Here is a 25,952-nt window from a genome sequence, read left to right on the forward strand (position 1 = left end):
TAAGAGGGAAGATTTGGGGAGAGATAATACAAAAAATTCAACACTCCTTCAACTGAATTTTCCTCAAAATTAATGCGCGAAAAGACTTGACTACCATAATTATATAGATCTCAAATGGGTTCTATAGATTGTACAGTTAATTACTGCCGATCCAGCTCCCAATACTCTGATGGGTATTCCTAAAATCGCTACTCTAATTTTAGGGATTTTTCGGTTCCCTTTTGTAACAGAACCTCTGAAAATTAAAAAGACAGGAATCGATCTCAAAATTCCCACGGGTATTTTACACGGAAACAATGATAAAATTGTTAAACCTACTGAATGGGTAAAACCTCCTCGCTCTCAAGAAAAAGGTTCATTCTTTGACATTGCTTCAACAGAGAAAAATATCTATTTTTCTACATCTAATAAAGAGAAAAAATTAATAGCTAACCATAATGAATCTGTCACCAATACAACCTATTATGGAGACGGTTTTATGAAGAATTTTGGTGGAGCAAAGGATGGACCAAATGCTTATAATTGTCAATATATTTGGCCAGCAGTTATAGCTGTAGTTATGGACCATGTACAAGCCAATAAATTACAGGATCATAATGGATTTGAACTAGCAGATTTTAAAGTTCTTGATGAGCCAACTTGACATTCTCCCGATGCCGCTCTTACCTATATAGAACCCCTGAGTGGTATCTCTGCAAAGGTGAGGGTTTTTGGCAAAGGAGTCAGGAGATTGAGAAATAAAATATGGGAAAAAAGTTGAAATTTGCCCCCATCTCCCCACACTCCCCACACTTCCCACACTTCCCACACTTCCAATCTATAGAACCCATTTGGGTTCTATACAGTAGACCTCTCCGATAATCAAAAATCAAATCAATTATCCGGTATAAATAATCAATTCTTTCCCCCTACTCCCTACTCCCTACTCCCTACTCCCTTTTTTCCGGAGAGGTCTAATGTCTTTGCGTAAGTACTGAAATAATTATTTACTTGATAATTGCATATCTATATCCAGTTATGAAGTAAGAAGACATTGAGAGTAGAGATGTTGTATGCAACTTCCCTATTTTGATAAATAATTATTTACTTGATAATTGCATATCTATATCCAGTTATGAAGTAAGAAGACAAAGATACGCTTAGGGGTTCTACATAACAGACGAGTATGCCACTTAATTTTTCTAATAACTTACCAAGTTGCGTGCCTGTTTTTAACTAGACCCGCTGTAAATAAAACAATAGGAGAATTTTATGAACGAGCGTCGTCAAAAATCTTATTCCATTCGTGTTAATGTCGCTGAATTAGCCAGAAGTCGCCAATATCCAACCCATCAAGCTAATGGGGACGAAGAGCGCTACGCAGGCGATCAGTATTTCATGTCCTTTACCAAAGGTTTAATCCATAACCCCAACACAGGATTATTACAAGATCCAAGAGACTTTGTAGAATTTCGCCGAGCGATCGATGATGGCTTCATCGATCCTTTTACCGATAGAGTTCGTCATGGTGCAAAGTATAAGGTTGTCAATGGCAAAATTGTAGAAGAGGAAAATCCGAATTTCCTTAATGGTTTTAGACAGTGGGAAGCTCCAACTGCAGGAGTTGTGCACGATCTAGAAGGACCTGATGCCCAAGCTGTAACCATGCCTCCCGCACCACCATTGTTAGATTTCACTGGAGACATAAACCTGGAACTGATTTTTGAGATGGCAGAGGTATATGAACTGGCTATTATTCGCGATTGTCCTTTTAACGATTTTGAGAAAGGTGCAAAAAATGAAAATTTGAAAGCATCAATTGCTCGCCTCAATAAACTTGGTTACGTCCAAAATCAAAATGGACGACCCCGAAAAGTCAACCAGAAAAGAAAAAGAGTCAGCCAGAAAGGAAAACTCGACCTACAGACGGTATTTCGTGGGTCTTCTCCAGGGGTAGAAGTGGGACCTTACCTGTCTCAATTTTTGCTGATTGGTAACAGAGCTGTCAATGGAGAGGATGGTGTCACTACAGGAAAAATTGCCTATGGTGTTCTGGAAATCAACCAAAAAGTTCCCATAGCGACACCAGGAACAGACTATATGACCGATTTTACAAAGTATGTTGAAGTTCAGCGGGGTATTGCACAGGCACAAGAAAGCTATGCTCCTGGACGTCGCTTTATTTCCACACCCCGCGACCTGGCAACCTATGTCCACTACGATGCCCTTTATGAAGCTTATCTCAATGCTTGTCTGATTCTGTTGGGAATGGGAACTCCTTTCGATCCTGGTTTCGATCATCTCTCTGGAGGTGGTGTAGCAGCAGGAGATCCCACAACTCGCCGTCACGCTAATGGTTTTGCTCTTTATGGGGGTCCCCACATTTTGACATTGGTGACTGAGGTAGCAACACGAGCGCTCAAGGCTGTTCGTTTCCAGAAGTTTAACAATCATATTCGCTTGCGACCAGAGGCTCTAGCAGCGCGAGTTGAACTGGTGCGTCGTAACAATGAATCTGACAGTGCGATAAAGAATGAATTTATCCCAGAATCTTTGCTCAAATACGTTCAGGGGTTCCTAGATAAGCTAGAAACCAATGGAAATGGTGATTTGGCAACAAGTACTCTCGGAAATATTTCCGCAATAGCTGAAGGTAGTTATCTGTTACCAATGGCATTTCCTGAAGGATCTCCCATGCACCCTGCTTATGGTGCAGGACACGCTACCGTTGCTGGTGCTTGTGTGACTATTCTCAAGGCATTTTTTGACACCAGTACAGTGCTTGTAAAGGATAGTAGTAACGAATATAGGTTCAAACGTATGGAGGAATGCGATAAGTTGGTTGCTTTCCGAGCAAATGATGATGGTAGTGCCTTGGTAGAAAGCCCAATTAATCATATTTCTGAAGCTTTAACTCTTGAGGGTGAACTGAATAAACTAGCGGCTAATATTTCCATTGGTCGAAATATGGCAGGAGTTCACTACTTTACCGACTATTATGATAGCATTCGCATGGGCGAGGAAATTGCTATTGGTATTCTTGAAGAACATGCATTGACTTATCCTACAGATCCCTTCGTCTTGTCTGTACCAACGTTTGATGGTGACATTGTGAGAATTGGTCGGCGATGAATCATTGGGTACATAGGTGAAAAGGTTACTCTTTGCTAGTATCCTGAGTTTGCTTTGAGAGAATTCAATCTTTCACCTATATTGCAGTTTGTGGGAGAAGAAAAACAAACCCGAGCGATCGCCCGAGTGCAGACAGCTTGTTTTGTCTTCGACAGGGGATGATACAAAATCCAGTTAAACAGTTGTAATTGCGATCAAAGGGAAGCGATCTTATACCACCCATGAGATTGCTTCTTTCCACTGTTCCAGTTACAATGATGACTGCAGTGACTAACTTACCCGGATTCTATATGAGAAATTGATGAAGCGATCGCTAACAATCCCAATTCGATTTTTTGAAAGTAGTCGATCCAGTAGGTTCCTCATCCAGTCCCAAAACTCTGTTACTTAAGGATAGATGACGAGAATCGTTGCTTCCCTAACTCTGCTAAGGTTCTACCATCAATATTGGCAAAAACCCCAAGTATGGTTTGGGTTTGCTGACCAAACCCCTACGGGGCATTAATTATACTGATATTATATCAAGTCCGGTTATTAAAAGTACCTTTTTCAAAATCCTCTATAACTATCTCCCCATCTCCATCTCCCCACCTTCTCACAAACTCTATACCCATTTGGTATCTCCACAAAGGTGAGGGTTTTTGGCAAAGGAGTCAGGAGATTGAGAAATAAAATATGGGAAAAAAGTTGAAATTTGCCCCACACTCCCCACACTTCCAATCTATAGATCCCAAATGGGTTCTATAGAATTAGTCAGGAAAGAACAATGATTCTATACTAGAAATATGTAGGGACGCTCCATAAAACATCCCTACTTCGTTTTCGGCAGAAATTTTTGGATAACTTTACAACCTGATTTGATTCTACTTAACTAAAGTTGCGATCGCTCTTGCCAAAGCATCTACAGCTATAGTAACTTCGGCAGCAGTTACAATAAGTGGAGGCACAAAACGCAATACTTTCGGACCAGCAGGTACGATTAATAAACCCTCATTCATGGCAGCTTTGACTAGATCGATAGAAGTCAACTCCACATCTGCCTTCAACTCCATACCATTAATTAAACCCCAACCGCGCACTTCGCTAAATAGATCGGGATACTTAGTGGCAATAGCATTTAACCCTACTCGCAACTGTTCGCCTCTCTGCTGTACATTTGTCAACAAATTTTCCTGTTCCAAAGTTTGACAAACAGCGAGCGCTACCGAACAAACAAAAGGGTTTCCACCAAAAGTGCTAGCATGACTACCAGGTTCAAAAACATCACAGTGAGATTTGCATAACATTGCTCCAATGGGAATACCTCCACCTAGTCCCTTAGCGGAAGTAAGAATATCTGGTTCAATGCCCAGATTTTCATATCCCCAAAGTTTGCCACTACGACCCATACCTACTTGCACTTCATCTAATATTAAGAGAATGCCTTTCTCGTCGCAAATTTCCCTAATTCTTTGAAAGTAAGCCACATCACCAGGGCGAACCCCACCTTCTCCTTGGAGTGCTTCTAGCATAATAGCTGCAACTTGTCGTTTGTCTTTGTCTAATTCAGCGATCGCGCTTTCTATCGCAGCAATATCATTGTAGGGCACATAATAAAATCCTGGCATTAAGGGGCTAAAACCTTTATGATACTTTGGTTGTCCCGTTGCGGTAATAGTTGCTAGAGTTCGTCCGTGGAAACTAGCATGGGCAGTCAAAATTATAGGATTTTCAATATCTAATTTTTCGTGAGCATATTTGCGGGCTAATTTTATTGCTCCTTCGTTTGCTTCTGCTCCAGAATTACAGAAAAATGCTTTGTCTGCACAGGAGTGTTCTGTCAACCACTGTGCTAATTCTCCCTGAACTGGAATATAGTATAGGTTAGATACATGATGTAGTCGTTGAATTTGTTGCGAGACTGTTGCCATCATTACGGGGTGAGCATGACCAAGGGTACAGGTAGCAATTCCGGCAACAAAATCCAGATATTCTTTTCCTTCAGTATCCCAAACACGACATCCTTCACCACGTTCGAGAGCTATGGGGAAACGCCCGTAAGTGTTCATTACATAAGCGTTGAAGTTGTCAGCACTAAATGTTGTATATCCGCCTGTTGTTCCTAAAGATTGCTTTACTATTGTTTCAGGAGTCATAAATCATCATCCTCAAAATCCTCAAAATCAAACTCAATGTTAATTTAATTTTAAAAGAATATATAGAATTTGTAGGTTTTTTTTAATTTATATAGCAGAAGAAAGAAGGAAGAAGGAAGAAGGAAAAATCTGGCGTTGTCTGAGTTTTAAGCTTTTGATATGTCCGCGCCCTTTGCTTCGACTGCTATAATATTTTCAGGACTTACGCGAACTATTGAATCATGCAGCATCTGTAGGATTAAACGGCCGTTTGCCCCTATTAGGTATGGTGGTTATGCGTCAGTCCTGATTTTCTCTAAAGTTTTTCGCTATATCAATTTTTATTGCTTTTACCTTGTTTTTTTAGATTCTTTTAAACTTTCTTTTTTGATGTGGGGGAGTAGGGGAGTAGGGGGAGTAGCAAACAACAGTAAGTTTTTTTTCACCACCTAAAACCTATCGCCTATCACCTTACCGAATAATTAAGGTTTAATACCAAATCTCAAAAGTTTTGCTACATCTCCTTGAGAGTAGGGAGTAGAGAGTAGGGTTAAAAGAGATAAGATATCTTGGTTTAATGCTGATAATCGTTACAAACATGATTCAACCATTATTATTACTTAATAACTGAAGTCCCATGGGAAGTATAGCTTACTTTTTGGGAATTGGTATAAAGCCTCTCCTTTAAAGGAGAAAAAGCGGTCGTTAGCGGAGCTTCCCGAAGGGTGGGATGGCGCCATTCGGAGCGGGTCTGTAAGAACGGGTTTCCTCGCCATATCCAATCGACCAAGAGAAGAAAAAAAATTACCTTTTGCGTCAATCCTATCCGTTTTCAAGGAGAGGTAATTATTAATTATTAATTATTAATTATTAATCGTTGAACACCTACCACCTTCTTATTTCCTAACCTTTAATCCTGTCATAGTTTCAAGTTCTTGTCTGAATAATAAAGCATATCGACTAGGGATATCAACCAAGGTAACGCTTTCATTATTTTGTGCATCCAAATAAACAATTGCTATTTGAACCCTAGCTTGTTTATCTATAGCACTAATTATTCCACCTACAGGAGAAAGAATACCTTTTGCAACACTTCTTCTGACTTGAGTTTTTGCATAATCTCCTGTAGAAAGTTCTGTAATTTGTTCTTTCTTTAAAGTCAAATTAGCATCTTGATATTCTTCTTTATCAAATTCTATATCCAGGCGCTTACCCGAAATATCTACGTTGACTTTGCATTGATTTAACTCCCCATTATTATTATTTAAACAATGAGCACTATGAGTTCTAGCTAAGGCAATATTAGCTGGAAAAAATAATGAAGCAATAGATACAAGAGCAATTAATTGTTTTTGCATAATTTTAGCCATTTTAATTAATAAAAGTCAGGAGTCAGGAGGAAGAAAGAAGGAAGTTTTTGGCGTTGCATAGTGACGAATGATTTTAGATTTTTGATGAACAGGATTTTGGATTAATCAATTGCTAGAATGATTGATATTAGGTTTTTTTAGTCAAAGTCTAAACTAATTTTTGGCAATATCATTCCATAATGTGCAACCCCAAGTTTTTTATCACGCTATTAAACGGACATGATATTAGTTATATAGGAGAGAAGGAATAAATGGATACTGAAAAGTTGCCCCTCCCAGTCTACAAACCCCAAAAAGCTTGTAGAAACTATTGAGGCGGTGGAGTATTACAACAGATTTCACCATGGCGTGAGGTACATCCTTCGCAGGCAAGATGCCCGCACTATCAACATCTTAACGTTAATATTTGTACTTCATATACAACCGAATCTGCTGTAAACCCATGAAGAAAAAGGTTAGTGGTGCATTGTAATGGTATAGTTGCCACTGGGAGCATCTTGCTCCCGTTCTAATGATTTTTGCCATGATATAGCCAGTGAGAGCATTTTATACCATTTCTGAATAATAATGCTATATTTGATTACCATCTCCCTACTCCCCTACTCAAGGAAACATAGAAAAGTTTTTGAGGTTTGGTATTATTCAGAACTACGAATCTGTAAACCAGTCAAAATTTCTAAATCTTTCATTAGAGGTTCGCTTTGTTTTGTAGGAATATCAATCATAGTGACATTTTTATTGTTTTGATAATCCACATATTCAATAGCTAACTGAGTCCTGTCCTGTTTAGCAAACATACCAACTAAAGCTCCCAACGGACCGAGAATTAAACTGGCACCAATAGTTTCTTTGGCTCTTTTTTTAGCATATTCACCAGTTGAAATTTCAGTAATTTGATTACCTCTCAACTTCATATTAACATCTTGAAATTTTTCAGATTTAAAATTCATTTCCAGGCTGTTATTTCGGTCTGAGATAATAACTCTACACTTTTTCATTTCACCACTAATAATATTCAGGCAGTGAGCGCCATGTTCTCCAGCTAAAGCCTGGTTGTTACTCCAAACAACTGTAGCAATAGATATCAAAATAGCAATTTTTTTCATACTCTTAATGTAGTGAATTAATACTTAATCAGATTGACTAAAGCTTTTTATATATTAGCTCTAATAAACCTACACTATATTATATTATCTAGAGAATTAGTGTTGGATAATTAACATTATCAAGGATAAAAAAAATCTATAGTGCTACGCGCTAGGGAATAGGGAACAGGGAACTGTAAAAGGGTTTTAGGATTGAAAAATGTCCTAACCAATTCTTGTAATGCTATAAAGTTGATATCGATAAAATTATGGCCAATTCCATTAGTATCCCCAGATACTTTTTCCTTCTTGCTTTTTCAAATAACAATCCTAATATCAAGTCTCATTAATTAGCCATAATAAAAATGTTTTCTCTGATAAATTTCTCCCTATTCCCTATTCCCTATTCCCTAAATTTTGTATTGTGGGTATTCAAAGAGACATGATATAAATCATTCCTAATATTGCTGCGATGTTTCCAATTTCCTATTCCTGATATATTGTATGAAGTTTTACAAAAATCAATATCAATGTGGGAAATATCAAATAAAATAGTAAACGAAAAAATATACTAGCCAAAGCAACATGAATAATTTACAACAGTGGACTTCACTCTTAGGCAGAATATTCCTCTCTGCAGTTTTTATCAAATCAAGTATTGGTAAAATTTTCGATCCAGCAAGTACTCAACAATATATGGCATCTGCTGGAATTCCTGGTTGGCTTTTATTTCCGACAATTGCTGTTTTATTAATAGGTGGATTATCTGTTTTAGTTGGTTATAAAGCCCGTTATGGCGCACTTTTATTAATAGGATTTTTAATTCCAAGTACTCTGATTTTCCACAATCTTTTTGCAGATCCTTCCCAGGAAATTGCTTTTATGAAAAACCTTGGATTAATAGGAGGATTGTTAATAGTTTATTCTTTTGGACCAGGTTCAATTAGTTTTGATGGGAAAAATATTAATTATGATTAAATAAGGCAGAAGAGAAAATTACTTATGGATAGTATCCGACACGCCACTTCGTTTCTTATAACCCCAAACAATTTTAAGCACTCCTGTTGACGGTGAGGTATTAAACCCGCTACAGAAAAAATAATACTAAATTTATTTAGGAAAAAAGTCAAAAATAAACTTAATAATTTCCTAGATTTATACAAAAATATAGTATATATAGTTTTTTTCAAAACCAGTATGGAAATTGCTATATCAAAAGTTTAAAATTTGTAAGAATTTCCTGCGGAATGCTGCGCAAACAGCTATTAGCTCTCATTAGAGGGTTTAAATGAATATAGACTGTTTCAAGCTTTGAGGCGTAAGTATAAATTCTGGCTCAATTAGTAAAGTTTTTATCTAAAACTAAAAGCAATAGCTGATGGCTGATAGCTGACGGCTGAATACTTATTAAAATTCAGACAAAATAATATTTTCCCTTCTTCCTTCTTCCTTCTTATTTCTTCCTTCTTCCTTCTTCTATAAATATCAATAAATTTGTTAGAAAATATGAAAACACAGTGGGAAAACTTTTTACAAAATCTTGGTGAATGGCATGGTTCATTTACTAAAATTTCTGCTCAAGGAGATATAGTTGAAGATACACCTAGTATTCTGATTTTAGAAAGTTTGGATGATCAGAATAAAACAGTCCGTCTCACTCTTCGTCGCTTTACTTCTTCAGGGGATAATTCTCAGCCAAAAGTTAATGAATTAGTCAGAGAATATCAAAATTTTGGCAAAGATACTATGTTTTTTGAAGATGGTGCTTTTTCTCAAGGTTCAATTCAAATATCACCAATTTCAGTTAATGGTGCTGAGTTTAGTTTTATTAATCAAAATCGTCGTCTTCGTTTAGTAGAATTATTTAACCAGGATGGAAGTTTCCAAACATTAACTTTAATTCGAGAAAAACGAGCAGGTACAAATGCTTTAGAAAATCCAACTCTCACAGTAGATGCTTTATTAGGGAAATGGCAGGGAGAAGCTATTACTATTTATTCCGATTTGCGGACACCGGATGTTTATCCAACTCAAATGCAATTAAAGGTTGATAATACAGGTCGATTATTTCAGCAAATTACTTTTGGCAATACTAATCAGAAAACAATTACTTCTACTGCGAGAATTGAAGGCTCTATTTTACACTTCGACCAAGGTTCTCAACCTGTAAAAGTCTTACTTCTTCCTGATGGTGCTTCTGCTACTTTGCCGATCAAAGTTGAGTTGAGAAAACCTGTATTTTTTGAAGCTGGTTGGTTAATTAAACCTGACCTTCGTCAACGACTTATTCGTACCTATAATGAGAAAGGAGAATGGGTTAGTTTAACCTTAGTTACTGAACATAGAATTAATTGAAGAAGGTTTTAGGTTGTAGGTTGTAGGTGGTAGGTTTTAGGTTTTAGGTGGTAGGTTAATTATTTACTGGTAGGTTAAAATTACTTTTTGCCAAACCTATAGCGCTTTTCAAATTGATGAACCACATCTTCACACATCAAATCTTGTAGGGATGTTCCATGGAATTTCCCTACTGTGGTTTACCCAAATGAAAACCGTTGTTAGTAACCAGGCAAAAGGAAGAATTAAAAAGGAAAAAGTGGATGAGGACAGTCAACTAACTGGCACTTCGTGTCTGCAAACCCTAACTAATTGTAAATATCGTGTAGAAGGTGGGTTATTAAACTCAAAAGAAAAAGATAATTTTAGAATATATTTTCTTGAATAATCAAGAATACATTTAGTTATCTAGGAGAAAATAAAGAAGAAAAAAGTGAATGGGGATACTGAAAAGTTGCCCCTGTATCTACAAACTTCAACTAATTGTAGACATCATGTAGAAAGCGAGGAATTAAATCAAAGAAAGCTATTAACGGAATGTGGAAAAATGTCATTATCTATCCAAGTTATTCTGCTAGTCGCTACAACAATTTATCAAGCGATCGCCTGTCATTTGGAAAATCAAAAACCACCTCCAGGAAAACTATTTGATGTTGGTGGTTATCGTCTACATTTATATGTTGTAGGAGAAGCTAGTCCAACCATTATTCTCGACCACAGTTTAGGTGGAATAGAAGGATATTTCCTAGTAGAAAAACTGGCAAAGTTAGGGCGAGTATGTATTTACGACAGAGCTGGATATGGATGGAGCGAACATAGCCCCCATCCTCGAACTAGCAGTCAAATTGTCACAGAATTAGATACCTTACTTACCCAAGCAAAAATTCAGCCACCTTACATTTTAGTAGGAAATTCTTTTGGTAGTTACAATGTCAGATTATATGCTCATCGCTTCCCAGAAAAAGTTATTGGCATGGTACTTACAGATGGACTCTATGAAACAGAAATGCTGAAAATGCCTATCCAATTACAAGCTTTGAAGCTATTATTTATTTCCGGCTTTGTTATGTCTATTTTAGGCTCAATATTAGGAATTATTCAGCTATTAAGAAAATGTGGAATATTTGAATTGATTAAACCTGAATTACGACAATTTTCTCAAGAGTCGAGAAATCATGTAAAACATTCTTTTTGTCGCTCTAAACACTGGATTACAATGAGTCGAGAAATACTAAATCTAAATAATAGTGGAAATCAGGTTATTATTGCTAATCAGTTTGCTTCGATGCCAGTAGTTAGTATCAAAGCTAATTCTTTTTTTCACCCTTGTTGGTGGACTTTTTTAATTCCTCTGAAATCAGCCAACAAATTACGAGAGCAAATGCACAAAAATTTGTGTAATCTATCAACAAATTGTGTTCAAATTCAAGCTAATAAAAGTAGCCATTTTGTATGGATAGACGAACCCAGTCTAATTGTAGATGGTGTCAAAATTTTACTAGACAAACTAAATCAAACTACATCGACGACTTAACGCCAATTTCAAAAGTGCTTTATACTTTTTATCGCTAATAGTATAAGCTCTAAATCTTTCCAAGTGGGGGTTATTCATCTGAGCATCAAAAAAAACAAACTGTCGCTTTAGAGTAGTCATCAGGGGAGACTTGAGACCTTATTTCTTGATCAACCAAAACAATTACTTTCTCAGCCCCCTCGCAATGACAGTCATAGGTTGAGAGCGAGTTGAAGACTTAGTTTATAAATCAGTATCTAATAACTGAGTGCTAATTACTATAGATTACATCGACGACTTAACGCCAATTTCAAAAGTGCTTTATACTTTTTATCGCTAATAGTATAAGCTCCAAATCTTTCCAAGTGGGGGTTATTCATCTGAGCATCAAAAAAAACAAACTGTCGCTCCCTGAGTCGCTCCACCAACTTTACCATCGCCACCTTCGACCCTTCAGGAATATTGAAAAACATTGACTCCCCAATAAAACCCCCACCAATCACAATTCCTAAAATCCCCCCAGCAAGTTCATCTCCTTGCCAAGTCTCAAAACTATAAGCATACCCCGCTTGATTCAAAGCTTTGTAAATCTGCTTGAGTTCCCCAGATATCCAAGTTGTTTCTCGATCTGCACAACCTTCAACTACAGCCTCAAAATCCTGATTAACACCAACAGTAAAACGATTTTGATTAATGATACGACGTAGTGACCGTGGATAGCGAAATCTTTCATCCAAAGGAATCAAAGCTCGTTTCCGACTACCATACCACTTTAAACTATTCTCTCCATCATTCGCCATGAGGAAATAGCCCTGAGCATATCCTTGTATGATGGAGTTAATATCATATTCTATCATGGAATTACCATTAACAATTTATAATAGAAAATTTAAGATTATGCCTGAACCAATAAAACCAATTACTTTACCCACAGCAGAAAACCCCGAACAGGAAGGGGAATGGTTGCGAGCTTCCTTACACAAATGGCTCAATCAAGAGTTTATCCCGGAAAAAGTTAATGAGGACATTGCTAAAAGAGCGGCCCAAATATTTATTCGCCACCGTATGGAAGGAGAAAATGATTTAGGCTCATTGGTAATTGCTATTGTGACAGAAATGCAAGCCTTTGATTTTTCCCAGAGTTTTTATGGAGAGTTCGCGATCGCCAATGCTGTTAGTGACTTACTATTAGATAGTCTGGGAATAGAACGCTGTTGTGGACAATAAAAGATTTTAATATTCCCAGTTCTTACTTTTTTAGGGGGGGTTTTGGCATAATGGGCGCTTGTTTTCCCATCTTTTATATCATGTCTTGATAATAGCGATGTGGAAAAAACTTGTCCTCTTGCTTCAACAGCAAATCTTTCTATTTTCCCTACTCCCCTACTTCCCTACTCCCCTACTCCCCTACTATCCTACTTATCTTAATAATAAGTATTCAACTGGAAATGACATTACAGGTGGACAAACTGATTTGTTTAACCCACCCCTAAATAAGAGATATAAGACTTTCAGCTAACCTGAAAGCTCAGTGTAGATAGCTATAAACTACCAACTAGACTTAACAACTCCTGGTAGAAGACCTTCGTGAGCCATTTCTCGGATAACGTTACGAGATAGTCCAAAATCCCGATAATAACCTCTTGGGCGTCCAGTTAACCAACAACGGTTTCGCACGCGAGAAGGGGCACTATTACGAGGTAATCTCTGGATTTGACGATGGATTTCTATTTTATCTTCTAAATCTTCTGCTTCTTCAAATTGCAGTTTCAGCTCTGCACGTTTAGCAGCATATTTTTCTACTAATTTTTTGCGTTTTTTCTCACGCTCGATCATGCTCTTTTTTGCCATGATTAGTTTCTTTAATTGCTCCAAATAATCGGTATCTTTAATTTTAAGGTATTAACCCAATCTCTAATAATACCATAGATTTTGTCAGGTGTGGTGAGATAGAGTGATGGGGTGATGGGGAGCTAGGGGGCGTTGCACAGTGGCGAATGATTTGAGATTTTTGATTGAATTTGATTTTGGATTTGATAATTGCTAGAACAATTAATATTAGGTTTTTTTAGTCAAAGTCTAAACCTCTTTTTGGCAGTATCATTCCATAATGTGCAACCCCCCCTACTCACTACTCCCTATTACCTATATACCTCAAGTAGGTTTCTGCAATTCTGCGGTCGAAGGACATAATTCAGCCAATAAACATTTATCGCAGGCTGGATTTTTGGCCTTACAAACTGCCCGGCCATGATAAATTAATCGGATTGACCAATTTTCCCAATCAGGTTGAGGTAGTAACCGCATTAAATCTCGCTCTATTTTAATTGGATCGGAATGTTCTGTTAAACCCAATCTTTGACTTAACCGTTTAACATGAGTATCTACTGTTACCCCTACAATAATTCCATAGGCATGAGCTAAAACAACATTAGCTGTTTTCCTTGCTACTCCTGGTAGTTGTAACATTTGTTCCATCTGCTTTGGCACTTGGTAGTTGAACTTTTCAACAATCATTTGGCAAGTAGCCTTAATATTTTTGGCTTTATTACGATAAAATCCTGTGGAGCGCACTAGGTTTTCTAATTCTTCAAGATCTGCATTTGCTAGTGCTACAGCATCCGGGAATTTTTCAAATAAGGCAGGTGTAACTTTATTAACTCGTTCATCTGTACATTGGGCAGAAAGGATAGTTGCCACAAGTAACTGTACTGGGGTTTGATAACTCAGGGTACAGGTGGCATCTGGATAAAGACGTTTGAGACGAAGGAGTATTTCGAGCGATCGCTTTCGCTTCGCTGAAAATTTACGAGTTGTCACCATTATTGGGAAGGAAGATGGAAGAAGAAAGAGACAGAAAGGAAAGAATAATTTATACCATAAGGAAGAATAAAGAGGCAAGGGTAAGGAAGGAAAGTAAAATCAACCACTTTTTCCATCTATATCTTTACTTATTTTACTCAAGAGCTTAATTCTCGAAAGAAAAAAAGGACAGGACTGACGCACGAGGCACTAAAAAGTAGCATTTGAGATTGCTTTCCGTCCCGGAATGCTCCGCAAACCCTGTCGGTCGCAATGACAGAAATACCTTCTCATGCGTAAGTCCTAAAGGAAAAACGAACCTATCGTTCATGCCTACTTATACTATGTCCGTTGAATAGTGCGATAGAACTCCGTTCCGCTTACGCGATGAACAAAAACTTTCTTCTCCTTTTTCCTTCTGTTTTTCTCCTGACTCCTGAGGACTGACTCCTGAGGACTGACTCCTCCTAAATATTCAACCGGACATGATACTATCTTTTACCTTTGCAGTAACGATCGCACTCCATCCAGATTAGCAGTATCTCTAATAACTAAGAAAATTCCTAAACCTAACAATACTACTAAACCTGTCTGCATCACATTTTCCTGAATATTCATAGGTAAGGGTTTACCTCTTACTCCTTCTATGAATAAAAATGCTAACTGACCGCCGTCTAAAGCAGGTAAAGGTAAAATATTAATCACTGCTAAGTTAATGCTAATCAATGCTGCAAATTGAAATAATTCCCCTACATTGTCTTTAGCAATTTTTGCCCCCATATCTACAATGGCCACAGGCCCGGCAAGTTGTCCTGCTGTCTGACTAAAGTTACTAATGAGTTGTCCAAAACCTTGAACTGTTAAAACTACAATCCTTTGAAATTCATTAGCACCGACACTAAAAGCTGCAAAAATATTGTCAGGGCGATTTCGCACTATGTCTCCATTGGAAATTAGTTGTACTCCAATACGACCTTTGCCATCATCTCCTAAGTCTGGTGTGACTTCAACAAATAGCTTTTGTCCGTCACGCTCAAGCTCCATATCCAAAGATTTATTCGGATTATTTTGAATTGTTTCTACTAGGGTAGTAATAGCTTCTTTGTCTGGGCCTAATTGCCGGTCGTTAACGGATAAAATAATATCATTTGCTTTAATACCTGCTTTAGTAGCGACAGAGCTAACGTCTGTAGCAACTGCTGGAACTTTTACTCCGGGAGCATAGTTAAATTCTGGTATGCCAATGATACTCACTTGAGTAACTAATAGAAAATAAGCAAATATTAGATTGGCAATTACTCCCGCACTGAGAACGATCGCTCGGTCGAGGATAGGGCGGTTGCGTAATAGGTCTGGGTCATCTTTGGGAATTGTACTATCGGGGTCATTATCGGGAAAACCCACAAAACCGCCAAATAGAAAGCTGCGGATAGCATATTCTGTTTCTGGCCCTTGATATTTCCATAATACCGGGCCAAATAAACCGATGGAAAAACGATTAACGTGGATTTTTTGGAGTCGAGCTGCTAGAAAATGGCCTAACTCGTGAACTACAATGAGTGCGCCTAAAACTGCGATCGCTAACAATACGGACATTAGTTATTCCTGTTAAGTTTCCAATTATATAAAGTTAAACCTTTATTATAGAACCTTGATGGGATCTATTAGGCATCTCCAGAAAAGAGGGAGTAGGGAGTAGGGGGAAAGAATTGATGAATAGGAGTGCCATAATTGATTTTATTTTTGATTATTGGAGATGTCTATTTATGTACTTACAGTAGTTTTGGAGTTGATAAGGTACAAAGTTTTAGGAGTTTAGGGAATAGAGATTAATATTAAACTTTACCTCACGGTTCCTCAAAAGTGCTGTAAATATAGGTAGATGATGAATATGGGGGCAAATTTTCACCTTTTTCCCCTATTCTATTTCTCGAGTTCCTGAGTTCACAGTCCTGCTCCTTTGCTAAAAACTCCTACCTTTGTCAAGATATCAAATGGGTGCATCTCATATTTGCAAAAATACTTTTTTGCTATATATTCCCTATTCCCTATTCCCTATTGCCTGTTGCCTTTCGGAACTGTTGCCTAAAAGCGATAAATTTTTGGCTTTATTCTTGCATTGAGATGCACCCTACCAAATGACTTATATAAATGAATTTATCTTGGTTTTTGCTCTGGCTATTTTTATTATACTTTCAATACTCAGCACTCTACTTTCTTCTAGACTATTATCTATTTAGCTTTAATATCAAGTCACTTTAAATTTATATTTATATAGTAATCAGGAATAATTTTGATAGGTATTTAAGAACAATTAATATCAATCAAAATCCTGATTATATTCTAACTATTGACTCCTGACTCCTAATAAATAACCTAGTTATTTGTAGCAAATACTTATCAAATTAGCATAATACTTCAAAAATTAATTATCAGCTTTTTTTTATTTCTTCTATCTTGCCTTAGTGTGGCACAAAATTTAACTAGCTATTAGCTATTAGCTAGCCTCCTAGGTCGGAACTACGGACTTCAGCTATCAGCCTCAAAATTTGCGCATATAATTAGGTATCTGTTTGCGGAGCATTCCGGACCGAAACGCTTTTTAAGACTCCGATTTTTGACAACGTTCTAAATAAATTCGAGCTACTCGATCATTAGGGTTTTAATTCAGACAATCTTGAAATAGTTGAGCAGCTTGACTAAGTTTTCTTGATAATAAAAAATAATGGCTTTTTCAAACAGATGTTTGGTGATTTTCTTACCCTCTAAGCATTCAGGTGGTTCGGTATCAAAAACTTCAAATACCGTCACCATTTTTGCTTTTCCTTTTACCTTGACTCTGTCAATTAATCTAATAGAATATTTCCCGGATTTTCTAATGATATAAAAGTAGAATTACTGATTAATAAAGACACATCATATTGTTTGGTTAATTGTTCTAAACGAGATGCTAAGTTTACCGTATCGCCAACAACTGTACCATCTATTCTTTGAGAACCTCCTACTGTACCTAAAATCAAATCTCCCGTATTAATTCCGCAGTTAGTAGATCGCTCAGAAGGTGGAGCCATACTAATGAAGTTTGCCATAAATAACAACTACCGTGAGGCATATATTGAGTTGGAGAAAAAACTGTTTTTAATAGTTCCCATATTTTCATTTTTACGATCTTAATTATGATTACTATGGAGGAGTAATTTCAGTTATCAGTTATCAGTTATCAGTACCCCATAAAAGAGCGTAAGTCTGCAAATTACTTTTCTAGAAACAGTAGATAACTAACCGGAGCTTGAGTCAACAATGTTTGACCATCCACCACCACATCAGCGCGGGCCGTACAGTTTGTCCAATCTTTTGTTGCCGTCACATCAAACAATTTGCTTAATACCTCGGAAGTTTTGCGGATAATCTCTTCTGCTTTAACCTCCACCTTTTTCGACTCTGGTGGGAGTTGTTCTCTCTCCTCATCTTTGGGGTGATAGGTTCGAGAAATACCGGAAAGTAAAGCGGGTTTCTGTAAAGCTTTTTGAGCTTCTGCTAGTTCCTGCACTGACCGACTTTTGATTCCTTTTTCAATCGCAATAATTTGATTTAATCGTGCCATCTGAGTCTTTATGTTTTGTATTGCTTGTAATATGCTGTAATTTATGACAACTGTCTACCAGAATTTATTGCCAGATTTTTCTCTTTTCCTCCTTCCTTTCTTCCTTCTTCCTTCTTCCTTCTTCCTTCTTCCTTCTTTCTCCTTTCTTCTTCTTATAAGCTAAAATAAATTTTGTAGAGTTCAAGTAAAGCAATGAGTTTAGAGAAAGATTTATTGAAGCAATATTTAAGACCTATGAAAGAAAAAGACTTATTGAAAACTTTGAAAAAAACCGCAAAAAAAGCTTCTAAGACGAATATTTCTATGGTCAAAAACTCAGATGACTTTCGTTTAAATAAAAAAGCAGAAAAGAAGATAATTTCCTCTAATTTAAAGTCATCAAACTGGTTGCGATCTCTAATAGTTAGAAAATAATTTTACTTTGTTTAAGCTCCACAGCGACTGCTAATTTTTCTTAAATTTCAGTCTATCAAAGTAGGTAAGAGAACAGGGAACAGGGAACAGGGAACAGGGATAAATTGATCGGATAAAACATTTTTACCCTAGGCTAATTAATGAGATTTGATATGACAAACTGAGTAAGTATTCCGCAGGAAATGTTTACCAAACTGATATGAATAAATCATTTTCCATGACCGTATTTGACATATACAAAGAAAGCTTAAAACTCAGGCAACACCAAATTTTTCCCTCCTCCCTATTCCTTGCTCTCTACCTTTTCCTTCTTTCCTCTTCCTTTCCTTCTTTCTTCTCGATCATGAGCAAAAATCCTCATCAAATTTCTTTCAATGCTGGTTTTGTAAATAAATTAACATTAGACAATGAAGATGTTAAACAATTGCTGTTAGCCAATAACATCGCTACATTATATGCAGCAATAAAAGGGCAAAAAATTAGCTTAGATTTAATAATTAAGGCATTAAAAGATAATTCACCAGAAATACAATGGAGAGCTTATACTATTTTGCAGGAAATAGAAGAACCTCAAGTTATACAGGCATTATCAGAATATCAATGGGAAGCAGCTAGACTTTTAGAATTATATGTAAATGGTAATAGAAAATTTATTAGGGCTAATTTCTGTAATGCTGAATTAACAGATGTTGATTTGAGTCGGATTAATTTAAGTTCAGCTAACCTCAAAAATTCTAACTTAAGAAATACAAATTTCAGTCATGCTAATTTGCAAAATGCTAATCTAACAGAAGCTTATTTAAGCTGTTGTAATTTCAGTCATGCTTGTTTAAAAGGGGTTGATTTTACTCATGCTTTTATGTGGGGATCTAATCTCAGTAATGTTGACTTAAATGGAATGTATTTAGTAAATATAAATTTCAGTCATGTTAATTTACAAAATACCAACTTAAGTCAAGCCAATTTAAGTTATGGTAACTTGAAAAGTGCTGATTGTTGTGATGCAAATTTGAAGAATATTATTCTCAAAAATGCTAATCTAAGTAACATTAATTTGAACAGGGTAAATTTACAGGAAGCTAACCTAATAAATACTAATTTAAGTGGGGCTAATCTTCAAGAAGCTGACCTGAAAAACGCTAATTTGAAATATGCAGAATTATGGGATGCTAATTTGAGTAGAGCTAATTTTTTTGGTGCTGACCTGAGTAATGCTAATCTAGAATCTGCAAATCTTCAGGATGCTAATTTAGAAAATAGTAACCTTGAGAATACTAATCTGGAAAATGCTAATTTAGAAGGCTGTAAATTACCGTAGATGGGAGATGGGGAGTAGAGGAGATGGGAAAAAAAGACACCTAGTGCCGCTACGCGGAAGTTAAAAGTCATGCATCTAAAAGTCAGTCATTTTTGATTTGTAATTGTTTTAGGATTTTGTAACTGGTCAGTTATTTCCGCCATCCTGCACTAGAAACAAAAATCTATTGCACAGTTTTAGATGTATCAGTCCACTACTATTTGATTTACTGACTCCTGACTCCTGACTCCTGACTCCTGACTCCTAGTTCTTCCGTGTATTTGTTGTCATATAATGACTACGATTAATATTTTTCCACATGACACGGAGATTTAAGTCTTGGGTATAGAACTGCGCAGCTATGTATATATAGATAATTTGCAACCTCAACACGCCGCTTATATCGGTACAGTGGCCCTTGGCTTCTTGCCCCTACCTGGGGATACCTCTCTGTGGGTGGAGATTTCGCCAGGTATTGAAATTAATCGGATTACTGATGTGGCCCTCAAGTCTAATTCTGTTCGGCCTGGGGTACAGTTTGTGGAACGACTTTATGGTTTGCTAGAAATTCATTCCAGTCGTCAGGGAGATACGAAAGCTGCTGGAAAGGCTATTTTACAAGCTCTGGGGGTGGCGGAACGCGATCGCCTCAAACCTCGTATTGTCTCTAGTCAGGTGATCCGGAATATTGATTCCCACCAAGCACAATTAATTAATCGTAACCGTCGAGGCCAAATGCTTTTGGGTGGACAAACTCTCTATGTATTGGAGGTGCAACCTGCTGCTTATGCCGCTTTAGCTGCTAATGAAGCGGAGAAAGCTGCTCTCATTAATATTTTACAAATTCAAGCTGTGGGTAGTTTTGGACGGCTTTATTTGGGCGGAGAAGAACGGGATATTTTGGCAGGTTCTCGAGCAGCTTTAGAGGCCATGCAAAATGTTTCTGGTCGGGAACATTCTGAGAAAGCTCAAGAATAAAAGAAGGAAGAAGGCATCCCCCCCTACCCCCCTTTGAAAGCTATTCCTGTTGAAGAAGGAGACAGGAGACAGGAGACAGGAGGAAAATTACATGGGGATTCGCTCCCCCAACTAATTTTGAACACTCCAGTTGACGGTGGGGTATTAAACCAACAAAGAAAATGATAAGGAACTCCTGAAAATCTTGTGGCGAGAAGGGAGAAGGGAGAAATCGTCAATTTAGCTAGGCAAAACTACTTAACCTATCTAAATAAATGTGCTTTTAAATACATTTTTTCTGAGGGAAAAGCCTTTTGAGGGCTAACACATAATTTGTCTATTTTGTCAAGTTTGATGTTAAGGAAAATGTTCATAAAGCATAGCTTTGAAAGGGGGGACCGAAGTTGGAAAAATCTGGCGTTATCTGACCGTATAAAATCTAGTTTTATGTATAAAAAAACATTTAGTGACTCTCTCTAGTCAAGTGTTTCTCGGAGTCATCAGGTAAACTTGTTGTTCTTCTTTCTGCGCCCTACAAATATGAGAGTTGCTATATGATAATTATGCATGAGTACTTAAAAATTTGTACATAACCAATTTTGTTAAAACTTGTTCCTTAGATAGAAATTGCTATAAATTTAACAATGTCAGAAAAACTTAAATTAATGGTTGTTGATGATGAACCTAATAATTTGGATTTAATATATCGGACTTTTAGAGGTGAATTTAAAGTTATTAGGGCAGAAAATGCTAGTTTAGCGATGGAAATTCTCGAAACTGAAGGGGAAATGGCTATTATTATTTCTGACCAAAGTATGCCAGATATGACAGGTATTCAATTTCTTAGAAAAACAAAAGATAGCTTTCCTGATACTATTCGTGTTTTGTTAAGTGGTTATGCTGAAGAACAAATAAATTGTGATGTTAATGACATAAAGCAGGCTGATATTTTTAAATGTATAGCTAAACCTTGTGCCATTCCAGAACTGAAAGTTGTCATTCAAGAATCTGTGGAATTATATAAGGCGAAGAAGGGTTTTTAACTAAGTCAGAAGTCAGAAGTCAGAAGTTAGAAGTTATTTTTGTAACGGAGATGGATGAGCAAAACTCCAAAAAGATTTCGCCAATCAAGGTGGGGGTTGCGCGACCAAATTATTTTGATAACTAAGAAAGAATAAAATACTTGAAGTTTGTCAAAAGAATATAGCAATTATATTCTGATTGTCTAGAAGATATAATAGTTTTGAATTTTGTTAAAAGTAGAAAATAATATAATTTTTGACAATAGGAAATTAGCCATGAAAGTTGTTAATATTTCAAGAAATTGTTGATTATTGCCAATTAGGTAAGTTATATATATTTTGTTTTTCTAGTTTTGATGATTAACTTATTTTTAATTCAATTGATATAGATTTTAAAAGAGGAATAAGAAACGAAAAAACAGGTAATTAAAATATTCTCAAAATACTGATAACTGAATTGATGTATAAAATATAATTAAAAATTGTTAAGCTTAAGCATTATCTATAGCAGTGGAAGGAAAGGTTAGGACATATAAAAAGCTTAAAACTCAGATAACGCAAGATTTTTCCTTCCTCCTTACTTCCCTCTTCCTTCTGCTATAAGAGCCAATATTAATGATTTGGCCATGAAAAACATAACTTGCTCTTAACCTAAACTTGGAGACTAATTATAAATGCTGAGATTAGAACATATAAGTAAAATTTATCCTACAGGTGTTGTTCTTAAAGATGTTAACTGGGAAGTTAAACCAGGCGATCGCATTGGGTTAGTGGGTGTAAATGGGGCAGGAAAATCTACTCAATTAAAAATTATTACTGGAGAAATAGAACCTTCTTCTGGAGAAATTATTCGTCCTGCTAGTTTAGAAATTGCTTACTTAAATCAAGAATTTGAAGTAGACCCTAACCGTACTGTGAGAGAAGAATTTTGGAGGGTATTTAAGGAGGCAAATGAAATCCATGAATCTCTACAAAAAGTACAGCGAGAAATGGAAACTTCTAGTCCAGAAGAGTTGGATGAATTGATACATAAATTAGACCGTTTACAACGACAATTTGAAGGTTTAAATGGTTATGGACTAGATGCAGAAATTGAGAAAATATTGCCCGAAATGGGATTTGAACCGGAAGATGGCGATCGCTTGGTTAGTGCTTTTAGTGGTGGTTGGCAAATGCGTATGAGTTTGGGTAAAATTCTCCTACAAAATCCAGATATATTATTATTGGACGAACCTACGAACCACTTAGATTTAGAAACAATTGAATGGTTAGAGGATTATTTGAAAAAATTAACTACTCCTATGGTTATAGTTTCCCATGACCGGGAATTTCTTGACCGTCTTTCGACTCAAATTGTGGAAACAGAACGAGGAGTTTCTAATACTTATTTGGGTAATTATTCGGCTTATTTACAACAAAAGTTAGAAAATCAAGCGGCACAACTGAGCACTTATGAACGACAACAAAAAGAAATAGAAAAACAACAAGCTTTTGTGGAACGTTTTCGCGCTAGTGCTACTCGGAGTACCCAGGCAAAAAGTAGAGAAAAACAATTAGAAAAAGTAGAACTTGTAGAGGCACCCGTAGCAGGATTAAGAAGTTTAAGTTTCCGTTTTCCTCCAGCACCACGTAGTGGTAGAGAGGTAGTAACAATTAAAGATTTAGTTCATACTTATGGGGAGAAAATTTTATTTTTAGGAGCAAATTTAGAGATAGAAAGAGGCGACCGGATTGCTTTTTTGGGGCCGAATGGTTGTGGGAAATCTACTATTTTGCGGATGATTATGGGAATGGAAGAACCTACAGAAGGTACTGTTAAATTAGGTAATCATAATGTTATTCCTAGTTATTTTGAGCAGAATCAAGCGGAAGCTTTAGACCTCACAAAAAATGTGATGGACACTATTCATGATGAGGTGCCGGAGTGGAAAAATGAAGAAGTAAGAACTTTACTTGGTAATTTCTTATTTAGTGGTGAGACAGTATTTAAAAAAGTAGCTGCTTTAAGTGGGGGTGAAAAGGCACGTTTGGCTTTAGCAAAAATGTTACTTAAACCAGGTAATTTTATGTTACTTGATGAGCCAACAAATCATTTGGATATTCCAGCCAAGGAAATGTTGGAGGAAGCTTTGAAAAATTATGATGGAACTGTGGTTATTGTTTCTCACGACCGTTATTTTATTTCTCAAGTGGCAAATAAAATTGTGGAAATTCGTGATGGTGATTTTCATGTTTATTTAGGAGATTATCATTATTATTTAGATAAGATTGAGGAGGAAAAAGAGGCAGAAAGGGTGGCAAAGATTATGGCTGAAAAAGCTGCTAAGAAAGCTGAGAAAGCTGCTAAGAAGAAACAGAAGGATAAGGAGAAAGCTGCGGCTAAACGTAAATAATTTTTTAAGCATTCAGCCGTCAGCTATCAGCTATCAGCTATTGATTTTGGGGAAGGTAAAATTCAGTCCAGTAGGTTGGGTTGAACGGCAGTGAAACCCAACACAATCTTACTACTTTTGGGTTTCGTTCCTCAACCCAACCTACGCCTACCCCTTCTTCCTTCTTCCCTCTTACTTCTTCCCTCTTCCCTCTTCCTTCTTACTTCTTCCCTCTTACTTCTTCCCTCTTCCTTCTTACTTCTTCCTTCTTTTTTAACTATGTCTATTCTTATTCACTTTGAAAATATAATTTTGTTGACCTACCTCACAATATCTATGGGTTGGAAACAACCTATTGTGAGACCATCAAATTATCAAATTAATCCAGTAACAAGTCAGTTATTGACACAAAATTCTCAACCAGTCGCGGCAGAATTAACAGAGATTTTACCGAAAATCAAACAACAAACTAAAGTGCCAATTTTACTTCCGAGTCAATTATTAATTACAGGCACAGATAATCAAATTTATGTTGATGGGAAAGGTACAAATAATAGTTATGAAATAACTTTAGCTTTTGAAAAAGATTGTACTGCTAATGCTTGCTCCATTGGTTATATCAGTGGAGAAAAAGGAGGCAAACCTTTAGATGATGAATTTAGTCGAGAATTGAGTTTAGTACAAGACATTAAAGGATATTTTAGACCTTTAACTTGTGGAGCATCTTGTGCGCCTCCAATTATTGGGTGGGAATATCAAGGAGTATTCTATCGTATTTCCTTAAAAGGCGTTGGTCAAAGTCCAGAAATTGAGGGGGAGACTTTGAAAAAAATGGCTAACTCTGCCATTGAAGCAGGGGCGAGGTAATGAAGAAGGGGCGTTGCTGAATCAAGGTATGAAAATAAAAATTGAACAATCTCAAATATTTGTTATTCAATAGTTTAGCAACTACCAAAAAATACAAATCATACCCACGCATCAGCAACCCCGAAGAAGGAAGTAGCTTGGGTTAAGCGACAGCGCAACCCAACAAAAGTGAAAAATCTGACGTGGACTAATTCTCTAATTGTCGCAATTTCTCTTTTGCCCACTTCCGCAGTTTTTCGTCTGGGTCATTTTCTGCTCTGTCTTGTAATAGTGGGAGGGTTTGCGGATGGTCCGGATATTGTTTGACTATTGCTTCTAGCGCTATTTGTCGAGGGTTGGTTTGAAATTCATGTTCGCGTTGAAAGGGGTCATTGAGGGCGACGTGATTAAACAATTCTAAAATTCCCGGTTGATTTTTCCAACCAGTAACTATTTGTCGCACTGCTTCACCTCGTACTTGCCAATTCTCATCAGACTCTACCCTTTGTTTGAGTAATTCTAAAATTCCCGGTTGATGTTTCCAACCAGTAGCTATTTGTTTTACCGCTTCACATCGCACATCGGAATCTTCATCAGACTCTACCCTTTGTTTGAGTAATTCTAAAATTCCCGGTTGATGTTTCCAACCAGTAGCTATTTGTTTTACCGCTTCCCGTCGTACTTGCCAATTCTCATCAGACTTTACCCTTTGTTTGAGTAATTCTAAAATTCCCGGTTGATGTTTCCAACCAGTAGCTATTTGTTTTACCGCTTCACATCGCACATCGGAATCTTCATCAGACTTTACCCTTTGTTTGAGTAATTCTAAAATTCCCGGTTGATGTTTCCAACCAGTAGCTATTTGTTTTACCGCTTCACCTCGTACTTGCCAATTCTCATTAGACACTACCCATTGTTTGAGTAATTCTAAAATTCCCGGTTGATGTTTCCAACCAGTAGCTATTTGTCGCACTGCTTCCTGTTGCACATCGGAATCTTCATCAGACTCTACCCTTTGTTTGAGTAATTCTAAAATTCCCGGTTGATGTTTCCAACCAGTAGCTATTTGTTTTACCGCTTCCCGTCGTACTTGCCAATTCTCATCAGACTT

General features: G+C 36.8%; 26 protein-coding genes. 13 read left to right on the forward strand and 13 right to left on the reverse strand.

What is annotated here, in order from left to right; translation table 11 throughout:
* Positions 1-169 precede the first annotated feature (169 nt).
* Together F6K27_RS24655 and F6K27_RS24660 are read left to right on the forward strand one after the other, a co-directional pair.
* Positions 170-643, forward strand: coding sequence for a hypothetical protein (locus F6K27_RS24655; protein ID WP_287278599.1), 474 nt, complete (start codon positions 170-172; stop codon positions 641-643).
* 608 nt (positions 644-1,251) lie between these two features.
* Positions 1,252-3,111, forward strand: coding sequence for a vanadium-dependent haloperoxidase (locus F6K27_RS24660; RefSeq protein ID WP_287278600.1), 1,860 nt, complete (start codon positions 1,252-1,254; stop codon positions 3,109-3,111).
* Positions 3,112-3,974: 863 nt separating this feature from the next.
* Here F6K27_RS24660 and F6K27_RS24665 read toward each other — a convergent pair.
* From F6K27_RS24665 to F6K27_RS24680, 4 genes are all read right to left on the reverse strand, one after another.
* The gene (locus F6K27_RS24665) at positions 3,975-5,246 is read right to left on the reverse strand and encodes an aspartate aminotransferase family protein (RefSeq protein ID WP_287278601.1); all 1,272 of its coding nucleotides are present in this window, start codon (positions 5,244-5,246) and stop codon (positions 3,975-3,977) included.
* Positions 5,247-6,121: 875 nt separating this feature from the next.
* A complete protein-coding gene (locus F6K27_RS24670; protein ID WP_287278602.1) occupies positions 6,122-6,595 on the reverse strand; it encodes a hypothetical protein in 474 nt (157 codons plus the stop codon).
* A gap of 455 nt (positions 6,596-7,050) precedes the next feature.
* The gene (locus F6K27_RS24675; protein WP_275670459.1) at positions 7,051-7,182 is read right to left on the reverse strand and encodes a hypothetical protein; all 132 of its coding nucleotides are present in this window, start codon (positions 7,180-7,182) and stop codon (positions 7,051-7,053) included.
* Between the two features lie 51 nt (positions 7,183-7,233).
* Positions 7,234-7,701: a hypothetical protein gene (locus F6K27_RS24680; RefSeq protein WP_124147407.1), complete on the reverse strand. Its 468-nt coding sequence runs from the start codon at positions 7,699-7,701 to the stop codon at positions 7,234-7,236.
* Positions 7,702-8,265: 564 nt separating this feature from the next.
* Between F6K27_RS24680 and F6K27_RS24685 the strand changes: the two genes are divergently transcribed.
* The 4 genes from F6K27_RS24685 (at position 8,266) to F6K27_RS24700 (ending at position 11,548) form a co-directional block, all read left to right on the forward strand.
* Entirely contained in the window at positions 8,266-8,658 is a 393-nt protein-coding gene (locus tag F6K27_RS24685; RefSeq protein WP_287278603.1) for a DoxX family protein, read from the forward strand.
* A gap of 528 nt (positions 8,659-9,186) precedes the next feature.
* On the forward strand, positions 9,187-10,035 hold the full coding sequence (locus F6K27_RS24690; protein WP_287278604.1) for a DUF3598 family protein: 849 nt from the start codon (positions 9,187-9,189) through the stop codon (positions 10,033-10,035).
* A gap of 187 nt (positions 10,036-10,222) precedes the next feature.
* Positions 10,223-10,402: a hypothetical protein gene (locus F6K27_RS24695; protein ID WP_287278606.1), complete on the forward strand. Its 180-nt coding sequence runs from the start codon at positions 10,223-10,225 to the stop codon at positions 10,400-10,402.
* A 45-nt stretch (positions 10,403-10,447) separates the two neighbouring features.
* On the forward strand, positions 10,448-11,548 hold the full coding sequence (locus tag F6K27_RS24700) for an alpha/beta fold hydrolase (protein ID WP_287278607.1): 1,101 nt from the start codon (positions 10,448-10,450) through the stop codon (positions 11,546-11,548).
* A 257-nt stretch (positions 11,549-11,805) separates the two neighbouring features.
* On the opposite strand, the gene aat is transcribed toward F6K27_RS24700, so the two are convergent.
* Positions 11,806-12,384 carry a leucyl/phenylalanyl-tRNA--protein transferase gene (gene aat / locus F6K27_RS24710; RefSeq protein WP_124146598.1) on the reverse strand — a complete coding sequence of 193 codons (579 nt, stop codon included), beginning with the start codon at positions 12,382-12,384 and terminating at the stop codon, positions 11,806-11,808.
* 40 nt (positions 12,385-12,424) lie between these two features.
* Here aat and F6K27_RS24715 point away from each other — a divergent pair, with 40 nt between their 5' ends.
* Positions 12,425-12,754 (forward strand): hypothetical protein, encoded by a 330-nt coding sequence (locus tag F6K27_RS24715; RefSeq protein ID WP_124146599.1) that lies wholly within the window; start codon positions 12,425-12,427, stop codon positions 12,752-12,754.
* A 321-nt stretch (positions 12,755-13,075) separates the two neighbouring features.
* On the opposite strand, the gene rpsN is transcribed toward F6K27_RS24715, so the two are convergent.
* The 7 genes from rpsN to F6K27_RS24745 all read right to left on the reverse strand — a co-directional run bounded on the left by rpsN (position 13,076) and on the right by F6K27_RS24745 (position 18,126).
* Positions 13,076-13,378, reverse strand: coding sequence for a 30S ribosomal protein S14 (gene rpsN, locus F6K27_RS24720; protein ID WP_124146600.1), 303 nt, complete (start codon positions 13,376-13,378; stop codon positions 13,076-13,078).
* A 303-nt stretch (positions 13,379-13,681) separates the two neighbouring features.
* Positions 13,682-14,350: an endonuclease III gene (gene nth / locus F6K27_RS24725; RefSeq protein ID WP_287278608.1), complete on the reverse strand. Its 669-nt coding sequence runs from the start codon at positions 14,348-14,350 to the stop codon at positions 13,682-13,684.
* Between the two features lie 477 nt (positions 14,351-14,827).
* Positions 14,828-15,925: an RIP metalloprotease RseP gene (gene rseP, locus F6K27_RS24730; RefSeq protein WP_287278609.1), complete on the reverse strand. Its 1,098-nt coding sequence runs from the start codon at positions 15,923-15,925 to the stop codon at positions 14,828-14,830.
* Between the two features lie 1,071 nt (positions 15,926-16,996).
* Positions 16,997-17,143, reverse strand: a complete 147-nt coding sequence (locus F6K27_RS34010; RefSeq protein WP_353736066.1) for a hypothetical protein — start codon at positions 17,141-17,143, stop codon at positions 16,997-16,999.
* A 32-nt stretch (positions 17,144-17,175) separates the two neighbouring features.
* Positions 17,176-17,418 carry an adenylate/guanylate cyclase domain-containing protein gene (locus tag F6K27_RS34015; RefSeq protein WP_353736067.1) on the reverse strand — a complete coding sequence of 81 codons (243 nt, stop codon included), beginning with the start codon at positions 17,416-17,418 and terminating at the stop codon, positions 17,176-17,178.
* A 164-nt stretch (positions 17,419-17,582) separates the two neighbouring features.
* Positions 17,583-17,933: a hypothetical protein gene (locus tag F6K27_RS24740; protein ID WP_287278610.1), complete on the reverse strand. Its 351-nt coding sequence runs from the start codon at positions 17,931-17,933 to the stop codon at positions 17,583-17,585.
* Between the two features lie 64 nt (positions 17,934-17,997).
* Positions 17,998-18,126 (reverse strand): hypothetical protein, encoded by a 129-nt coding sequence (locus F6K27_RS24745; protein WP_287278611.1) that lies wholly within the window; start codon positions 18,124-18,126, stop codon positions 17,998-18,000.
* Here F6K27_RS24745 and F6K27_RS24750 point away from each other — a divergent pair.
* The 6 genes from F6K27_RS24750 to F6K27_RS24775 all read left to right on the forward strand — a co-directional run bounded on the left by F6K27_RS24750 (position 18,126) and on the right by F6K27_RS24775 (position 24,862).
* On the forward strand, positions 18,126-18,347 hold the full coding sequence (locus F6K27_RS24750) for a hypothetical protein (protein ID WP_287278612.1): 222 nt from the start codon (positions 18,126-18,128) through the stop codon (positions 18,345-18,347). The genes F6K27_RS24745 and F6K27_RS24750 overlap by 1 nt on opposite strands.
* A gap of 343 nt (positions 18,348-18,690) precedes the next feature.
* Positions 18,691-19,665 (forward strand): pentapeptide repeat-containing protein, encoded by a 975-nt coding sequence (locus tag F6K27_RS24755; RefSeq protein WP_287278614.1) that lies wholly within the window; start codon positions 18,691-18,693, stop codon positions 19,663-19,665.
* 318 nt (positions 19,666-19,983) lie between these two features.
* Positions 19,984-20,622: a hypothetical protein gene (locus F6K27_RS24760; protein WP_124146607.1), complete on the forward strand. Its 639-nt coding sequence runs from the start codon at positions 19,984-19,986 to the stop codon at positions 20,620-20,622.
* 623 nt (positions 20,623-21,245) lie between these two features.
* Entirely contained in the window at positions 21,246-21,644 is a 399-nt protein-coding gene (locus F6K27_RS24765; RefSeq protein WP_124146608.1) for a response regulator, read from the forward strand.
* Positions 21,645-22,297: 653 nt separating this feature from the next.
* Positions 22,298-24,016: an ABC-F family ATP-binding cassette domain-containing protein gene (locus F6K27_RS24770; RefSeq protein WP_287278616.1), complete on the forward strand. Its 1,719-nt coding sequence runs from the start codon at positions 22,298-22,300 to the stop codon at positions 24,014-24,016.
* Positions 24,017-24,274: 258 nt separating this feature from the next.
* Positions 24,275-24,862, forward strand: coding sequence for a hypothetical protein (locus tag F6K27_RS24775; protein ID WP_124146610.1), 588 nt, complete (start codon positions 24,275-24,277; stop codon positions 24,860-24,862).
* A gap of 187 nt (positions 24,863-25,049) precedes the next feature.
* Here F6K27_RS24775 and F6K27_RS24780 read toward each other — a convergent pair.
* The coding region (locus tag F6K27_RS24780) for a HEAT repeat domain-containing protein (protein ID WP_287300926.1) at positions 25,050-25,952 on the reverse strand (903 nt) is incomplete at its 5' end.

Source organism: Okeania sp. SIO2F5 (assembly GCF_010692685.1).
Lineage (GTDB): Bacteria > Cyanobacteriota > Cyanobacteriia > Cyanobacteriales > Microcoleaceae > Okeania > Okeania hirsuta.

Excerpts from the sequence above, each read along its gene's own strand:
- F6K27_RS24655 (WP_287278599.1), top strand. The coding sequence starts at position 170 with ATGGGTATTCCTAAAATCGCTACTCTAATTTTAGGGATTTTTCGGTTC.
- F6K27_RS24660 (WP_287278600.1), top strand. The coding sequence starts at position 1,252 with ATGAACGAGCGTCGTCAAAAATCTTATTCCATTCGTGTTAATGTCGCT.
- F6K27_RS24665 (WP_287278601.1), bottom strand. The coding sequence starts at position 5,246 with ATGACTCCTGAAACAATAGTAAAGCAATCTTTAGGAACAACAGGCGGA.
- F6K27_RS24670 (WP_287278602.1), bottom strand. The coding sequence starts at position 6,595 with ATGGCTAAAATTATGCAAAAACAATTAATTGCTCTTGTATCTATTGCT.
- F6K27_RS24675 (WP_275670459.1), bottom strand. The coding sequence starts at position 7,182 with ATGGTAATCAAATATAGCATTATTATTCAGAAATGGTATAAAATGCTC.
- F6K27_RS24680 (WP_124147407.1), bottom strand. The coding sequence starts at position 7,701 with ATGAAAAAAATTGCTATTTTGATATCTATTGCTACAGTTGTTTGGAGT.
- F6K27_RS24685 (WP_287278603.1), top strand. The coding sequence starts at position 8,266 with ATGAATAATTTACAACAGTGGACTTCACTCTTAGGCAGAATATTCCTC.
- F6K27_RS24690 (WP_287278604.1), top strand. The coding sequence starts at position 9,187 with ATGAAAACACAGTGGGAAAACTTTTTACAAAATCTTGGTGAATGGCAT.
- F6K27_RS24695 (WP_287278606.1), top strand. The coding sequence starts at position 10,223 with ATGAAAACCGTTGTTAGTAACCAGGCAAAAGGAAGAATTAAAAAGGAA.
- aat (WP_124146598.1), bottom strand. The coding sequence starts at position 12,384 with ATGATAGAATATGATATTAACTCCATCATACAAGGATATGCTCAGGGC.
- F6K27_RS24715 (WP_124146599.1), top strand. The coding sequence starts at position 12,425 with ATGCCTGAACCAATAAAACCAATTACTTTACCCACAGCAGAAAACCCC.
- rpsN (WP_124146600.1), bottom strand. The coding sequence starts at position 13,378 with ATGGCAAAAAAGAGCATGATCGAGCGTGAGAAAAAACGCAAAAAATTA.
- nth (WP_287278608.1), bottom strand. The coding sequence starts at position 14,350 with ATGGTGACAACTCGTAAATTTTCAGCGAAGCGAAAGCGATCGCTCGAA.
- rseP (WP_287278609.1), bottom strand. The coding sequence starts at position 15,925 with ATGTCCGTATTGTTAGCGATCGCAGTTTTAGGCGCACTCATTGTAGTT.
- F6K27_RS34010 (WP_353736066.1), bottom strand. The coding sequence starts at position 17,143 with ATGGTGACGGTATTTGAAGTTTTTGATACCGAACCACCTGAATGCTTA.
- F6K27_RS34015 (WP_353736067.1), bottom strand. The coding sequence starts at position 17,418 with ATGGCAAACTTCATTAGTATGGCTCCACCTTCTGAGCGATCTACTAAC.
- F6K27_RS24740 (WP_287278610.1), bottom strand. The coding sequence starts at position 17,933 with ATGGCACGATTAAATCAAATTATTGCGATTGAAAAAGGAATCAAAAGT.
- F6K27_RS24750 (WP_287278612.1), top strand. The coding sequence starts at position 18,126 with ATGAGTTTAGAGAAAGATTTATTGAAGCAATATTTAAGACCTATGAAA.
- F6K27_RS24755 (WP_287278614.1), top strand. The coding sequence starts at position 18,691 with ATGAGCAAAAATCCTCATCAAATTTCTTTCAATGCTGGTTTTGTAAAT.
- F6K27_RS24765 (WP_124146608.1), top strand. The coding sequence starts at position 21,246 with ATGTCAGAAAAACTTAAATTAATGGTTGTTGATGATGAACCTAATAAT.
- F6K27_RS24770 (WP_287278616.1), top strand. The coding sequence starts at position 22,298 with ATGCTGAGATTAGAACATATAAGTAAAATTTATCCTACAGGTGTTGTT.
- F6K27_RS24775 (WP_124146610.1), top strand. The coding sequence starts at position 24,275 with ATGTCTATTCTTATTCACTTTGAAAATATAATTTTGTTGACCTACCTC.